Genomic DNA, 14,247 nt, shown 5'->3' with positions numbered 1-14,247 from the left:
CGCATGTCCAGGGTTCACTCCAACGCAACGCCGTCCGACACCATCGTCGATCTCGACGACGTCCATCTGAGATTGGACAGCGGGGCCGGACCCGTCAACATCCTGCGGGGCGTCAGTCTTCACGTCGAGCGCGGCGAGCGGGTCGGCGTCGTCGGTCCCAGCGGTTCGGGAAAATCCACCATGATGATGGTGATGGCGGGGCTGGAGCGCGCCAGTTCGGGCCGGATCCGGGTGGCCGGGCAGGATCTGGCCCGGCTGGACGAGGATGGTCTGGCGCGCTTCCGCCGCGACCATGTCGGCATCGTCTTTCAGGCGTTCCATCTGATTCCGACGATGACGGCGCTGGAAAATGTGGCGATCCCGCTGGAGTTCGCCGGGGTGCGCGACGCCTTCGCGCGGGCGCAGGCCGGTCTGGAGTCGGTCGGGCTGGGCCACCGCATCCACCATTATCCGGGGCAATTGTCGGGCGGCGAGCAACAGCGCACGGCGCTGGCCCGCGCCTTCGTCACCGAACCGTCGCTGTTGCTGGCCGACGAGCCGACGGGAAATCTCGACATCGACACCGGCGTCACCATCGTCAAATTGCTGTTCGATCTGGCCGAGCGGCGCGGGACGACGCTGGTGCTCATCACCCACGATCCGGCGTTGGCGGCGCGCTGCGACCGCACGGTGCGGCTGGCCGACGGGCGGATCGCCGACGACGGCGTCGCCACCCGGCGCGCGCGGCCCGCGCTGGTCGGGGAGTGAGGGGGATGGCTCACAGCGCGGCGCCCTCGCCGTTTTTCACCTTCTGGCTCGCCCTGCGCTTGGCGCGTCGCGAGCTGCGCGGCGGCTTGAAGGGCTTCTGGATTTTTCTGGGCTGTCTGACGCTGGGCGTCGCCGCCATCGCCGCCGTGCAGTCGGTGTCGAGCGGCCTGCTCGCCGGGCTGAATCAGGATGGGCAAGCCATTCTTGGCGGCGACGTGGCGGTCCGCCAGCTTTACACCCCGCCGACCACCGAACAGACGGCCTTCCTGACCGGGGCCGGGCGCGTTTCCACCGCCGCCGAAATGCGCGGCATGGCGCGGGCGCTGGACGAGGGCAAGGCGTCGCTGGTCGAGTTGAAGGCGGTTGACGATCTTTACCCGCTCTATGGCGCGTTGAGCTTGCGCGACGGCGTCGATCTGAAAAGCGCGCTGGCCCGCCGCGACGGCCAATGGGGCGCCGTGGTCGAGGCCAGCCTGATGGACCGGCTGGGCGTGGCGCTGGGCGATCCGATCCGCGTCGGCGACAGCGTCTATCGGGTGGCGGGCGTTCTGGACCGCGAACCGGATCGCGCGTCGTCCAACGCCTTTTCCCTGGGGCCGCGCCTGATGGTCGCCCTGCCGTCGCTGGAGGCGACCGGGCTGCTGCAACCGGGGAGTTTGACGTGGTGGAGCGCCAAGATCGCCCTGCCGCCGGGGACCGACGCGTGGGCCTGGCAGAAAGAGGTGAAGGCCCGCTTCCCGACCGCGCCCTGGACGATGCGCGACGTCACCAACGCCTCGCCGCAGGTTGAACGCTTCATCGAGCGGATGACGCTGTTTTTGACGCTGGTCGGTCTGACCGCGCTGTTGGTCGGCGGCGTTGGGGTCGGCAACGCGGTGCGCAGCCATCTCGATTCCCGCGCCCGCAGCATCGCCACGTTGAAATGCGTCGGCGCGCCGGGCGCGTTGGTGTTTGAGATCTATCTGGCGCAAATCCTGGCGCTGGCGCTGCTGGGCATTCTCGCCGGGCTGGCGCTGGGGGCGGTCGCGCCCTTGGCGTTGGGCCGTGTGCTGGAGGGGGTGTTGCCGGTGTCGGCCCACATCGGGGTGTATCCCGGCGCGCTGGCGCTGGCCGCGCTGTATGGGCTGCTGACGGCGCTGACCTTTTCCCTGTGGCCGCTGGGCCGGGCGCGCGAGGTTCCGGCGGGCGCGCTGTTCCGCGACGTGATCGCCCCGGCGCAGGGCCGCCCGCGCGCGCCCTATCTGATCGCCCTGGCGCTGACGGCGCTGGCGCTGGCCGGTCTGGCGGTGGCGACGGCGGACAACAAGCTGTTCGCCCTGTGGTTCGTCGGCGGCTCCATCGCCACCTTTCTGACCTTTCGCGGGGCGGCGGCGCTCATCACGCTGGCGGCGGCGCGGGTCGGGCGCGTGCGCCATCCGGGTTTGCGGCTGGCCCTGGCCAATCTGCACCGGCCCGGCAACCCGACGGCGGCGGTGGTGCTGTCGTTGGGTCTGGGTCTGACCGTGCTGGTGGCGGTCGCGCAGATCGAGGCGAATTTCTCCCGCCGGGTGTCGGAAACCATCCCCAAGGACGCCCCGGCCTTTTTCTTCGTGGACATCCAGCGCGACCAGTTCGCCGCCCTGCGCGACACCGTGACCGGGGTTCCCGGAACCAGCGCGTTCGAGGCGGTGCCCAGTTTGCGCGGCCGGATCGAGCGGGTGAACGGGGTGGAGGCGGAAAAGGCGCTGGTCAACCCCGAACAGGCCTGGATTCTGGCGGGCGACCGGGGCATCACCTATTCCGCGACCCTGCCGGAGCATTCGCAGATCGTCACGGGCGACTGGTGGGCGGCGGATTATCGCGGGCCGCCCCTGCTGTCGATTCACCAGAGCGTCGCCGACGCCTTCAACATCGGGCCTGGGGCCAAGCTGACCGTCAACATTCTGGGGCGCGGCATCGAGGCGACGGTCGCCAGCGTGCGCGCCGCCGAATTCAGCTCCATGGCGATCAACTTCACCATGGTGTTCGCCCCCGGCACGCTGGAAGGCGCGCCGCAAACCTGGATCGCCACCGTCCGCGCCACGCCCGAGGCCGAAGGCGCGGTGCAAAAGGCGGTGCTGAGCCATTTCCCCAACATCACGCTGGTGCGGGTCAAGGACGCGCTCGACACCGTGGGCGACATGCTGGGCCACATTGGCGCGGCGGTGCGCGTCGTCGCCCTCATCACGCTGGCGGCGGGAACGCTGGTGCTGGCCGGGGCGGTCGCCGCCGGGCATCGCCGCCGGGTCTATGACGCCGTGGTGCTGAAGGTGCTGGGGGCGACGCGGGCCGACGTGCTGCGCGCCTTTTTGATGGAATACGGCCTGTTGGGGCTGCTGACCGCCATCATCGCCGGAGCTATCGGCACGCTGGCCGCCTGGGCGGTTTTGCGGTTCCTGATGCGGTGGGATTGGGGCTTTCAGCCGTCGGCGGTGCTGACGACCATTCTGCTCAGCACGGCGATCACGCTGGCCTTCGGCTTTTACGGGACATGGCGGGCGCTGGGCCAGCCGTCGGCCCCACTGCTGCGCAACGAATGACCATGAACGCGCGTTGTGTCCAAAGGAGTTTCACAGACGCCGAATCATGACGTCTTTTTTATCCGACGAATCCTCTTTCGATTCCTATTGAACCGTTGGGAGGACTCGCCAATATGTCAGAGCACCGGGACCACCTACTATGACCGAGGATTGAACCATGGCTGACCCGACCTTTAACCGCTTCGCGACCATGGGCCGCGCGACAGATCGGGGATACTTCGACGAAGGCCTGCGCCAGCACATGCTGCGCGTGTACAATTACATGGGCGCTGGTTTGGTGCTGACCGGCCTGATCGCCGCGCTGGTGTCCACCAACGTCGCCCTGATGGCCGCCATTTTCGGCACGCCCCTGAAATGGGTGGTGATGCTGACGCCGTTGGCGTTCGTCATGGTGCTGTCGTTCGGCATCAACCGACTGTCCTTCGCCACCGCGCAGCTCGTCTTCTGGGGCTATTGCGCGTCGATGGGCCTGTCGATGGCGTCCATCTTCATGGTCTTCACCGGCGCCTCCATCGCGCTGACCTTTTTCGTCACCGCCGCGACCTTCCTGTCGATGAGCCTCTACGGCTACACGACCAAGGCCGACCTGACGAAGATGGGGTCGTTCCTGATGATGGGCGTGCTGGGCATCGTGATCGCCGGTCTGGCGAACATCTTCTTCCAGTCGCCGGCCCTGCATTTCGCGATCTCGGCCATCGGCGTGGTGATCTTCACGGGCCTGACCGCCTATGACACCCAGTCGATCAAGGAAAGCTACGCCGAGGGTTACGACCGCGAGAGCAACGGCAAGCTGGCCCTGATGGGCGCGCTGACGCTGTATCTCGACTTCGTCAACCTGTTCCAGTTCCTGTTGCACTTCCTGGGGCAGCGCGACGAGTAACCCGCCGTCTTGACGCCAAGCCTTCAAGCCGCCCGGAAGCACCCTGCTTCCGGGCGGTTTTCGTTTGCGCTGATTCAAGGTGGGTTGGTCAGGCTGGTGGGTTGGTCAGGAAGGGCGTCAGTTCCTCGAAAAAGCGCTGGGCGTTGGCCGGGTCGGACAGGTCCGACAAATGTTGCAGGCCGCAAAAGACCAAACCGTTGTTCGCCTTGATGAGTTCGACCGATTCCATGAAGCAGGCGGAAATTTGATCCTGCAAGTCGAGCCGCTGGGACAGGACGAAGACGCCGATGCCGCTGTCCTCGCTCATGTTGAAGGTCATTTCGGCGATGCTGTAGGGAAACACCCGGCGGACGTCGCCGGGGCCATAGCTGGCGACATGGGCCTCCCACGGGTTGCCCATGAACTCATCCTGCGGCCAATGGCCGATGGGGATCGACAGCAGGACGGCGTCGCAACGGTCAAGCAGGGCGAGCACCACCGCCTGGGCCTCGTCCTTCGTCATGTGCTCCAGCATGTCGCCCAGCACGGCCAAACCGCCGGTGGGCAGCCGCCGGTAATCGAAGACGCGGGCGTCGGCGATGTGGACCTCGTCATAGATCTCGGTCAGCCCGAATTCTTTGACGTAGGGCGCCCAGATCTCGACGGCGATGAAACGGGCTTGCGGCAGGATCGGGCGCAGAAGCCGCCCGTAGGTTCCCAAACCCGGCCCGACATCCACCAGTTGGGTCAGCGCTTTGCGCGCGTTGAGCCGGTCGGCGGTCAGAACGGCCAGCGATTTTCCGAGGATGCTGCTGAACGGCACAGGTGGAGTCTCCGACGATGGGCGCGCGCGCATCTTAGCATGTGGCGGCAACCATCGTCTCACGCGGTCGTTCAATCGGCGGGTGACGCCTCTTTCGTTTCGACGCCGACCACCCGGTTCTTGCCCGCCTGTTTGGCCTGATACATGCGGTGGTCGGCCAGATCCACCAGAGCTTCCCAATCGAACAGGCGGTCGGCGCCCTGCTCGGAGAGGCCGACGCTGGCGGTTTGCGGGCTGCCGTCGGGGCGCTTGCCAAAACCGACCAGCCGCATCCGCTCGATGGCGATCATCGCCCCGCTGGCCGACGTGTCGGGCATAATCAGCAGGAACTCTTCGCCGCCCCAGCGGACCAGCGCGTCGGATTCCCGCAGCATGCTGCGAATCGTCGTGGCGGCGTGGCGCAACACGCGGTCGCCCTCGTCATGGCCGAAGCGGTCGTTGACCGTCTTGAAATCATCAAGATCGACGAAGACGGTGGACAGCGGTTGATGCGAGCGTTGCGCGTTGGCGACCTGGAGCTTCAACAACTCCTCGCCGATGCGGCGGGAAAAGGCGCCGGTCAACACATCGTGCGCCGCCTGTTCCAGCAGGGCGATCATGAAATGCAATTGGCTGATGGCGGCCAGCGTCGCCACCACGGCGATCAGGACCAGCAGCCACAGGGCGCTGAGATAAGACGGGAAAGGCAGCACCAGCGAGCCATAGAACCCAGCCCCCAGATGCGCCGCCAGCATCGGCGCGGCGAACAGCGCGCCCTCAACGGCGGTCAACGGAAAGACGCTGAGGCCCGCGACCATGACGAAGGGCAGATAGCCATATCCCGCCGTCACCGCGATGCGCAGATCATCCATCCCCTCGGCGTAGAGCAGGGGGTGGGAGATGGTGAAGAACAGGGTGGGGATGGCCAGCAGGGCGCTGAGCCGCAGCCACGCGTTCTGAATGTCCTCGCACGGGCGGGGATCCAGGGCCAGGGCGAGGAAGGCGGCGCTGGCGGTCAGCCGCAAGGCCATCAACTGCCCCGACAGCGGCCAATTGAAGACGCTGACATCGATGATGATCCACAGCGGCGTCAACAGGCCGAAGACCAAGGCCACCATGCGGATGCGCGATTGGATCATCGCGGCCCGGCGGCGGCTCAAGATCGGCGTGTGGCGGTCGGGACGGATCAGGTCACGAAGCTGGTCGCCACGAACAAGGTCCGTGAGGAACAATTTACCGAGCATCACGCGGGATTTTCCCAGCAACAGCCGAAGTGAACATGATCTGGGCTGATTACACGGGCATTCAAAGCCCGGCAACGCTTTTCGCCAAAATGGAGCGGGAGTTGGGCGGTTGCGGCTGCGACAAAGCGCGCCAAAACGAAAAGAAGCGGCTTTCGCCGCTTCTTTTGTCTCAATGAAACAAACCCAACGCATCAATCTTTCAAGTCAGACCAAAGCTCCTTCACCTTGGCGAAGAATCCCTCCGATTGCGGATTCGATCCTTCTTTCCCGCCGCTCTCAAACTCGCGCAGCAATTCCTGCTGACGCTTGGTCAGATTGACCGGGGTTTCGACCACGGCCTGAATGTACATGTCGCCGCGCTGCGGGCTGCGCAGCACCGACATGCCCTTGCTCTTGATGCGGAACTGATGGCCGGATTGGGTGCCGGGCGGCACCGTCACCTTGGTGCGGGTGCCGTCGATGGTCGGCACCTCGACCGTGCCGCCCAGGGCCGCCGTGGTCATCGGGATCGGCACCCGACAATGGATGTTGGCCCCGTCGCGCTGGAAGATCGGGTGCGCCGCGATGGCGAGGAAGATGTAGAGATCCCCCGCCGGCGCCCCGCGCAAGCCCGCTTCGCCCTCGCCCGCCAAGCGGATGCGGGTGCCGTCCTCGACGCCCGCCGGGATGTTGACCTGAAGGGTCTTTTCCTTGCGCAGACGACCGGCGCCGCCGCAGGTCTTGCAAGCGTCCTTGATGACCTTGCCGGCGCCGTGGCAGCCGGGGCAGGTGCGTTCGATGGTGAAGAAGCCCTGCTGGGCGCGCACCTTGCCGTGGCCCTGGCAGGTCGGGCAGGTGATCGGCTGGGTGCCCGCCGCCGCGCCGTTGCCGTTGCAGCCGTCGCACTGGACCGAGGTGGGGACGCGCACGTTGGTTTGCGTGCCCTTGAACGCCTCTTCCAGGCCGATCTCCAGATTGTAGCGCAGATCCTGGCCGCGACCGGCGGATCCGCCGCCGCCGCCGCCCCGACGTCCGCCCATGAATTCGCCGAACATCTCGTCGAAGATGTCGGCAAAACCGCCCGAGCCGCCGAAATCAAAGTTGAAGCCGCCGCCGCCAGCCCCCGGCCCGCCACGCCCACCGCCATTTTCAAAGGCGGCGTGGCCAAAACGGTCGTAAGCCGCGCGCTTCTGATCGTCCTTCAGGACCTCATAGGCTTCGCTGACTTCTTTGAACTTGTGCTCGGCGTCCTTGTCACCCTGGTTGCGGTCCGGGTGGTACTGCATCGCCATCTTGCGGTAAGCCTTTTTCAGCTCGTCCGCGCTGGCGCCTTTTTCCACACCGAGCAGCTCGTAATAATCCTGTTTCGCCATGGGGGCCGACCGCCTTCACATCGTTCTGGGTCCGGGTCACGCTGGACCTTGACCCCAGCATACCGAAGGCCCGCCGCCGGTCAAAGGCGGCGGGCCAACGATGCTCGCATCACGTCCAGATCAAAAAGAAACGGCTGACTTAGGCCGACTTCTTCTTGTCGTCATGGACTTCTTCAAAGTCGGCGTCAACCACGCCGGACTCCTTGGGCTGCTGCGGCGCGGCGGCGTCGCCGGCGCCCTCGGCCTGACCAGCCTTGTACATCGCTTCGCCCAGCTTCATCGAGACCTGGGCCAGAGCCTCGGTCTTCGCCTTCACCGTCTCCAGATCCTCGCTGTCCATCACACCCTTCAACTCGGCGACGGCGGCTTCGGCGGCGGTCTTGTCGGACGCCGGGATCTTGTCCGCGTTTTCCTTGATGGTGCGTTCGGTCGTGTGGATCAGGGCGTCGGCGTGGTTGCGGGCGTCCACCAGCTCACGACGCTTCTTGTCGTCGGCGGAGTGGGCTTCGGCGTCCTTCACCATCTTCTGGATGTCGGCGTCCGACAAACCGCCCGAGGCCTGGATGCGGATCTGCTGCTCCTTGCCGGTCGCCTTGTCCTTGGCGGTGACGCTGACGATGCCGTTGGCGTCGATGTCGAAGATCACCTCGATCTGCGGCACGCCGCGCGGGGCGGGCGGGATGCCGACCAGATCGAACTGACCCAGCGGCTTGTTGTCCTGCGCCATCTCGCGCTCGCCCTGGAACACGCGGATCGTCACCGCGTTCTGATTGTCCTCGGCGGTCGAGAAGGTCTGGCCCTTCTTGGTCGGCACGGTGGTGTTGCGGTCGATCAGGCGGGTGAAGACGCCGCCCAGCGTCTCGATGCCCAAGGACAGCGGGGTGACGTCGAGCAGCAGGACGTCCTTGACCTCGCCCTTCAGCACGCCGCCCTGGATGGCGGCGCCGATGGCGACCACCTCGTCCGGGTTCACGCCACGGTGCGGCTCGCGCCCGAAGAACTGCTTCACCGCGTCGATGACGCGCGGCATGCGGGTCATGCCGCCGACCAGGATCACCTCGTCGATTTCGGCGGCCTTCAGACCGGCGTCCTTCAGGGCGGCCTTGCACGGCTCGATCGTGCGTTGGACCAGATCATCCACCAGCGCTTCCAGCTTGGCGCGCGTCACCTTGATGTTCAGGTGCTTCGGCCCGGTCTGGTCGGCGGTGATGAAGGGCAGGTTGACTTCGGTCTGCGTGGTCGAGGACAGCTCGATCTTCGCCTTTTCGGCGGCTTCCTTCAGACGCTGAAGGGCGAGCTTGTCCTTGCGCAGGTCGATGCCCTGCTCCTTGTGGAACTCGTCGGCCAGGAACTCGATGATGCGGGCGTCGAAATCTTCGCCGCCCAGGAAGGTGTCGCCGTTGGTGGACTTCACCTCGAACACGCCGTCGCCGATTTCCAGGACGGAGATGTCGAAGGTGCCGCCGCCAAGGTCATAGACCGCGACGATGCCGGTTCCCTTCTTCTCCATGCCATAGGCGAGCGCGGCGGCCGTCGGCTCGTTGATGATGCGCAGGACTTCCAGCCCGGCGATCTTGCCGGCGTCCTTGGTCGCCTGGCGCTGGCTGTCGTTGAAATAGGCGGGGACGGTGATGACGGCCTGGCTGACCTTCTCACCCAGATAATTTTCCGCCGTCTCTTTCATCTTGCCCAGGATGAAGGCGCTGATCTGGCTGGGGCTGTATTTCTTGCCGTGGGATTCGGTCCAGGCGTCGCCGTTGTCACCGGAGATGATCTTGTAGGGGACCAGACCCTGGTCCTTCTTGGTCAGCGGATCGTCGTAGCGACGGCCGATCAAACGCTTGATCGCGAAGAGGGTGTTTTCCGGGTTGGTCACGGCCTGGCGCTTGGCGGGCTGGCCGACCAGACGCTCGCCATTCTGGGCGAAGGCGACCATCGACGGCGTCGTGCGCGCGCCTTCCGCGTTCTCGATGACCTTGGCGGTCCCGCCTTCCATCACGGCGACGCAGGAGTTGGTGGTGCCGAGATCGATACCGATGACTTTGCTCATGTTCAGCCTCTTGTGTTCGGCAGATGCGTAGCGGCCCGTCAAGTCCGGCGCCGCCGCGATCCCCTTGGGGTCGGTGGAACGGTTTCACGTGGATCACTGCTGGGCGAGATATAGGCGGGTGCGTTTCGGGCTGCAACGGTGCGCTGAACAGATCCCGACGCAAAATCCGGGAAATTCCGGGAAATCCGCCCTGACGGCGGATTGCGTCGCTTCGGACCCTGCCGATCAACCCGAATAGAATACCCGCGTATTCAAGCACAGACGGTTATATACCGGGGTATTCACTGATGATGAGACAAATTGTAGCAGATGTTACAAGTCGTTCATCAAGAACACCAAAAGGCACGCGCAGTCTTAACTTTTCATTAACAAGCATCCGGGTGATTAATAGAAGGAAATCAATTCCGAGTTGCTGTCTTTATTGGTCTCATTGTGATTCTGTGCGTGAAATGGACAAAGGATTGTGCTATCTCCTTTTCATGCACGATGGTGTTGCTGGCCGCCGCCTTGCTGATCGCGCTTCAATTTTGCGCGGTTGGGGGCTGCTTGTGATTTGGGGTCGCTGGCGGCGCCGCGCTTTAAGGACAGCTCAGCGTAGAGGGGAAGCGCGATGATGGATGAACGACGCGATGTGGCCTTGGCCATCAAGTCTTGCCTGGACAGTCTGATGAGCGACGCCGCGCGCTGCGACCTGGGCGACCTCGCGCATTTCATCAGCTTGGCGGCCCTGGCGGCGGAAGACGCGGTCGCCGCCTATGACCCACAGGCAGCGCGCCTGAAAGTCCTGATGGAGAGCGACGCCGGGCATTGCTGACCGTGTTTCGGGCGACGAATGCGCTTGCCCCGACAGGTCGGCTTTAAAGAATCCGCGCGGCGCGGATGGCGTCGTCAATGTCGCCCAACATCGCCGCGCAGGATTCATCACCATCCAAAATGGCGGGCAGGGCGACGCTGAACATGGCGACGGCGGCGACGCCGTCGCGGTCGGCGCCGATCAGCCACAGATAATGGGTTTCGGCCCGACCCTCCTCGTCGGTCCGCATCATCGCCTGGGCGATCACGCCGCCGTCGGGGCGGGCTTCCACGGTGCGGTCCCCCGCCCGTTGATCGTGGGGACGAACAAAGCGCAAGGCCATTTCCTGCAAGGTTCCGGCGACGCCGCCGGAGTCCGGCTTCGGCGTCACCCGGTCCGTGACCAGACGCAGCGTGCCGCCAGCGGGCGGCGGCGGGCGGAAAGTGGCGACCGGCTGGCCTTCATGCTCCTCCACCTCGGCGGCCCAGTTGGGGGGCAGGCGGAAACGCACGGTGTCGTTCCAGCCGATCATCCGGCCTTCGGTCATCCGGCCTTCCGCTTCGCCGTCGCCGTTCGGGATTTGCGCGCCGCTCATCTCATGGTCCTTGGGGTCGTGGTTCTTCGCTTGCGCGGCACTCTAGGCGGACAAAGGGCGCGATCCAATCCCTCACGCGCGGGCGGCAACGAACGCTCAGGCTTGCCGCCGCCGGGCGCGCGCGCCATCCTTGCCCGATGATCGTCTCCGCCAGCTACAAGACCGACATTCCCGCCTTTTACGGCCGCTGGTTCCTCAACCGGCTCGACGCCGGGTTTTGCATGATGGTCAATCCCTACAGCGGGAAAAGCCTGCGGGTGGATCTGACGCGTCCGGCGGTGGACGGTTTCGTCTTCTGGACCAAGAATCTCGGGCCGTTTCTCGGCGCGCTCGATGGGGTGGCGGAGCGGGGCTTTCCCTTTGTCGTGCAGCACAGCGTCACCGGATTGCCGGGCGGGGGCTTGCCGGGCGCGCTGGAGCGGTCTGTCCCCGACTGGCGGGTGACGGTGGGCCATCTGGCCGGGGTGCGCGACCGCTGGGGGCCGCGCGCGGCGGTGTGGCGCTATGACCCGATCATCATCACCGACGCCACGCCGCCGTCCTGGCACCGGGCGACCTTCGCGGCGCTGGCCCAGGCGCTGCGCGGGGTGACGGACGAGGTGACGGCGTCCTTCCTTCAGCCTTATCGCAAGACGGCGCGCAATCTGGCCGCCGCCGGGATTGGCTGGCGCGATCCCGACCGGGAGGAAAAACGGGCGCTGCTGGCCGATCTGGCGGAGATCGCGGCGCAGGAAGGGATGAGCCTGACCCTGTGCACGCAGCCGGAGTTGGTTGACGCGCCCGGCGCGTCAGCGGCGCGCTGCGTGGACGCCGGGCGTTTGTCGGACGTCGCCGGGCGCCCTCTGGCGGCGCGGGAAAAGGGCAACCGACCGGGCTGCCTGTGCGCGGAAAGCCGCGACATCGGCGATTATGACAGTTGCCCGCACGGTTGCGTCTATTGTTACGCCGTGGCCGACCGGGCGGCGGCGCAACGGCGCTTCGCCCAGCATGACCCGATGGGTGCGTTTCTGGTCCCGCGCCCGGTTACGGGCAGACCTTCTTGACGGTTTCGACCAGCTTTTCCGGGTTGAAGGGCTTGACCAGCCAGCCGGTGGCCCCGGCCTCGCGCCCGGCGGTCTTTTTGGCCGGGTCGGCTTCGGTGGTCAGCAGCAGCACCGGGGTGGCGCGGTTGCTGACGCTGGCCCGGATGGCCTTGGTCAAGGCCAGACCATCCATGCCGGGCATGTTCAGGTCGGTGATGATGCAGTCGAATTTCTGCCGGTTGACCAGCAGCATCGCCGCGTTGCCGTCCGCCGCTTCGGCCACGGTGTAACCGGCCTTCTGCAAGGTGAAACCGACCATGTCGCGGATGGTCTTGGAATCATCGACGGTCAGAACGCTTTTGGCCATGGGGATCGCTTCCTCGGGATCGGCCTGGAAACCAGCGGCTTGGTCGTTGTTCGCCGCTGGTTTGGCCGGTGGTCATACCGAAGCCCTAGGCAATTTTGCCGACAGCGTCAACAGGAAGGCGGCGGCGGTCCTTTTCCGCCGCCATCCTGTCACGCCGCGCTGGCCGTTACGCTGTGGTGTTGACGTGCTGGCCGCCGGCCTCGTTGGCGCTGGCCTTGGCGACGCCGACCATGGCCTCGCGCAGCAGGCGGCCATGGATGGTGTAGCCGGGCTGGAGCACCTGAACGACGGTGCCCGCCGCCTTGCCGGTGTTTTCGATCTCGAACATCACCTGATGGAAATTCGGGTCGAACATGTCGCCGGTCGGGTCGATGCGCTTGATCCCGGCGCGGTCGAAGGCGGCGAAGAGCTGGCGTTCGGTCGCCTCGACGCCGACGGCCAAGCCCTTCAGCATCTCGTCCTGCTCGCGGCCTTCCGCCGGGACGGCGTCCAGGGCGCGGCGCAGATTGTCGGCCACCGTCACCAGCTCCTTGGCGAAGCTCGACACCGCGTATTTGCTGGCGTCCTCGCGGTCGCGCTGGGCGCGGCGGCGGGTGTTTTCGGTTTCCGCCACGGCGCGCAAAAGCTGGTCCTTCAGGCTGGCGACTTCGGCCTCCAGCGTGGCGACGCGATCCTCGGCGGCTTCGGGGGCGGCGGTCTGGTCGATCTCGGCGTCGGCGGGCTTGTTCTGCTCTTCGCTCATGGGATTCTCGGCTTCTTGGTTCGGTCGATTGAGGCGGGTTGCGTGGTGCTGGTTGTGGGCCTTGGCCGCTCAGCCGACAAGGCGGCTGATGACCTTGGCGGTGTAATCCACCAGCGGGATGATGCGGGCGTAATTGATGCGGGTCGGGCCGATGACGCCGATGGCGCCGATCACCTGCTCGCGGCTGTTTTGGAAGGGCGAGATGATCATGGTGCAACCGCTGTGGTTGAACAGGACATTTTCCGCCCCGATGAAAATCTGCACGCCGTCGCCCTGGCCGGTGGCGTCGAGCATGCGCAGCATGGCTTCCTTGGTCTCCAACGCCTCGAACAGCGAACGCACGCGCTCCAGGTCGGACAGGGCGGTGACGTCCTCCAACAGCTTGGACTGGCCGCGCACGATGAGTTGCCCGGCGTTCGACCCGGCGCTGCCCGACCAGGTGGCCAGACCGGCGGCGACGACGCGGCGGGACAATTCGTCCAGCTCGGTCTGCTGCTCCTGAATTTCGGTCAGAACGCCCTGCCGGGCCTCGTCCAGCGTGCGGCCGACCAGCCGGGCGCTGAGATAGTTGGACACCAGTTGCAGGGTGGAGGCGGGCAGGCCGAGCGGCACCTCGATGACGCGGTTTTCCACCAGCCCGTCTTCGTTGACCAGCACGACCAGCGCGCGGCCCGGCCCCAGCGAGACGAATTCGATGTGTTTCAGCGGTCGGTCGGTCTTGGGGGCCAGCACCAGCCCGGCGCAACGCGACAGGCCCGACAGCATGCCGGTGGCTTCCAACAGCACGTCGGACAGGGCGCGGCCCGACACGGCGCATTGCGCCTCAATCGACACCCGTTCGTCTTCGCTCAGCGAGCCGATTTCCAGCAGGCCGCTGACGAACATGCGCAGCCCCGCGTCGGTCGGGATGCGGCCCGCCGAGGCGTGCGGGGCGTAGAGCAACCCCAGCTCCTCCAGCTCCGCCATGACGTTGCGGATGGTGGCGGGCGACAGGCTCATGCCGAGCCGCCGCGAGATCGTGCGCGACCCCACCGGCTCGCCCGACGCCACATAGGCGTCGACGATCAACCGGAAAATTTCGCGCGACCGCAGGTTCAACTCGGTAATCATGGCCTG

13 protein-coding genes and 1 pseudogene are annotated in these 14,247 nt (G+C 65.8%); 5 read left to right on the top strand and 9 right to left on the bottom strand.

From position 1 onward, the window contains the following. The first annotated feature begins 3 nt into the window (after positions 1-3). The 3 genes from D3877_RS14870 (at position 4) to D3877_RS14860 (ending at position 4,185) form a co-directional block, all read left to right on the top strand. Positions 4-747, top strand: a complete 744-nt coding sequence (locus D3877_RS14870; RefSeq protein ID WP_119831533.1) for an ABC transporter ATP-binding protein — start codon at positions 4-6, stop codon at positions 745-747. Between the two features lie 5 nt (positions 748-752). Continuing rightward, positions 753-3,305: an ABC transporter permease gene (locus D3877_RS14865; RefSeq protein WP_119831532.1), complete on the top strand. Its 2,553-nt coding sequence runs from the start codon at positions 753-755 to the stop codon at positions 3,303-3,305. A gap of 157 nt (positions 3,306-3,462) precedes the next feature. Then, entirely contained in the window at positions 3,463-4,185 is a 723-nt protein-coding gene (locus D3877_RS14860; RefSeq protein ID WP_199720813.1) for a Bax inhibitor-1/YccA family protein, read from the top strand. 88 nt (positions 4,186-4,273) lie between these two features. On the opposite strand, the gene D3877_RS14855 is transcribed toward D3877_RS14860, so the two are convergent. The 5 genes from D3877_RS14855 to D3877_RS30260 form a co-directional block, all read right to left on the bottom strand. Continuing rightward, positions 4,274-4,987: a hypothetical protein gene (locus D3877_RS14855; RefSeq protein WP_119831531.1), complete on the bottom strand. Its 714-nt coding sequence runs from the start codon at positions 4,985-4,987 to the stop codon at positions 4,274-4,276. A gap of 71 nt (positions 4,988-5,058) precedes the next feature. After that, positions 5,059-6,210: a GGDEF domain-containing protein gene (locus tag D3877_RS14850; RefSeq protein ID WP_119831530.1), complete on the bottom strand. Its 1,152-nt coding sequence runs from the start codon at positions 6,208-6,210 to the stop codon at positions 5,059-5,061. 191 nt (positions 6,211-6,401) lie between these two features. Further along, positions 6,402-7,562 carry a molecular chaperone DnaJ gene (dnaJ, locus tag D3877_RS14845; RefSeq protein ID WP_119831529.1) on the bottom strand — a complete coding sequence of 387 codons (1,161 nt, stop codon included), beginning with the start codon at positions 7,560-7,562 and terminating at the stop codon, positions 6,402-6,404. A 139-nt stretch (positions 7,563-7,701) separates the two neighbouring features. Beyond that, the gene (gene dnaK, locus D3877_RS14840; RefSeq protein ID WP_119831528.1) at positions 7,702-9,612 is read right to left on the bottom strand and encodes a molecular chaperone DnaK; all 1,911 of its coding nucleotides are present in this window, start codon (positions 9,610-9,612) and stop codon (positions 7,702-7,704) included. Positions 9,613-10,089: 477 nt separating this feature from the next. Next, positions 10,090-10,257 carry a hypothetical protein gene (locus tag D3877_RS30260; RefSeq protein WP_199720867.1) on the bottom strand — a complete coding sequence of 56 codons (168 nt, stop codon included), beginning with the start codon at positions 10,255-10,257 and terminating at the stop codon, positions 10,090-10,092. 22 nt (positions 10,258-10,279) lie between these two features. Here D3877_RS30260 and D3877_RS14835 point away from each other — a divergent pair, with 22 nt between their 5' ends. After that, positions 10,280-10,426, top strand: coding sequence for a hypothetical protein (locus tag D3877_RS14835; RefSeq protein WP_238474896.1), 147 nt, complete (start codon positions 10,280-10,282; stop codon positions 10,424-10,426). 43 nt (positions 10,427-10,469) lie between these two features. Here the strand turns inward: D3877_RS14835 and D3877_RS14830 are convergent, their stop codons facing one another. Further along, positions 10,470-11,000, bottom strand: a complete 531-nt coding sequence (locus D3877_RS14830) for a hypothetical protein (RefSeq protein WP_119831526.1) — start codon at positions 10,998-11,000, stop codon at positions 10,470-10,472. A gap of 137 nt (positions 11,001-11,137) precedes the next feature. On the opposite strand from D3877_RS14830, the gene D3877_RS14825 reads away from it, so the two are divergent. Beyond that, positions 11,138-12,043: a DUF1848 domain-containing protein gene (locus D3877_RS14825; protein ID WP_119831525.1), complete on the top strand. Its 906-nt coding sequence runs from the start codon at positions 11,138-11,140 to the stop codon at positions 12,041-12,043. Here D3877_RS14825 and D3877_RS14820 read toward each other — a convergent pair. From D3877_RS14820 to hrcA, 3 genes and pseudogenes are all read right to left on the bottom strand, one after another. Further along, positions 12,024-12,389 carry a response regulator gene (locus D3877_RS14820; protein ID WP_119831524.1) on the bottom strand — a complete coding sequence of 122 codons (366 nt, stop codon included), beginning with the start codon at positions 12,387-12,389 and terminating at the stop codon, positions 12,024-12,026. The genes D3877_RS14825 and D3877_RS14820 overlap by 20 nt on opposite strands. Positions 12,390-12,555: 166 nt before the next feature. After that, positions 12,556-13,152: pseudogene (gene grpE, locus D3877_RS14815) on the bottom strand (nucleotide exchange factor GrpE); the annotation flags it as partial. Between the two features lie 48 nt (positions 13,153-13,200). After that, positions 13,201-14,241 (bottom strand): heat-inducible transcriptional repressor HrcA, encoded by a 1,041-nt coding sequence (gene hrcA, locus D3877_RS14810; RefSeq protein ID WP_119831522.1) that lies wholly within the window; start codon positions 14,239-14,241, stop codon positions 13,201-13,203. Positions 14,242-14,247 lie beyond the last annotated feature (6 nt).

Source organism: Azospirillum cavernae (assembly GCF_003590795.1).
Taxonomy (GTDB): domain Bacteria; phylum Pseudomonadota; class Alphaproteobacteria; order Azospirillales; family Azospirillaceae; genus Azospirillum; species Azospirillum cavernae.
The sequence above is the reverse complement of the archived record's forward strand: the minus strand, read 5'-3'. Positions and strand labels throughout refer to the sequence as shown.

Coding starts and splice junctions, on each gene's coding strand:
- D3877_RS14835 (WP_238474896.1), top strand. CDS start 10,280: ATGAGCGACGCCGCGCGCTGCGACCTGGGCGACCTCGCGCATTTCATC.
- D3877_RS14820 (WP_119831524.1), bottom strand. CDS start 12,389: ATGGCCAAAAGCGTTCTGACCGTCGATGATTCCAAGACCATCCGCGAC.
- D3877_RS14865 (WP_119831532.1), top strand. CDS start 753: ATGGCTCACAGCGCGGCGCCCTCGCCGTTTTTCACCTTCTGGCTCGCC.
- D3877_RS30260 (WP_199720867.1), bottom strand. CDS start 10,257: ATGGCCAAGGCCACATCGCGTCGTTCATCCATCATCGCGCTTCCCCTC.
- hrcA (WP_119831522.1), bottom strand. CDS start 14,241: ATGATTACCGAGTTGAACCTGCGGTCGCGCGAAATTTTCCGGTTGATC.
- D3877_RS14825 (WP_119831525.1), top strand. CDS start 11,138: ATGATCGTCTCCGCCAGCTACAAGACCGACATTCCCGCCTTTTACGGC.
- D3877_RS14860 (WP_199720813.1), top strand. CDS start 3,463: ATGGCTGACCCGACCTTTAACCGCTTCGCGACCATGGGCCGCGCGACA.
- D3877_RS14830 (WP_119831526.1), bottom strand. CDS start 11,000: ATGAGCGGCGCGCAAATCCCGAACGGCGACGGCGAAGCGGAAGGCCGG.
- dnaJ (WP_119831529.1), bottom strand. CDS start 7,562: ATGGCGAAACAGGATTATTACGAGCTGCTCGGTGTGGAAAAAGGCGCC.
- dnaK (WP_119831528.1), bottom strand. CDS start 9,612: ATGAGCAAAGTCATCGGTATCGATCTCGGCACCACCAACTCCTGCGTC.
- D3877_RS14870 (WP_119831533.1), top strand. CDS start 4: ATGTCCAGGGTTCACTCCAACGCAACGCCGTCCGACACCATCGTCGAT.
- D3877_RS14850 (WP_119831530.1), bottom strand. CDS start 6,210: ATGCTCGGTAAATTGTTCCTCACGGACCTTGTTCGTGGCGACCAGCTT.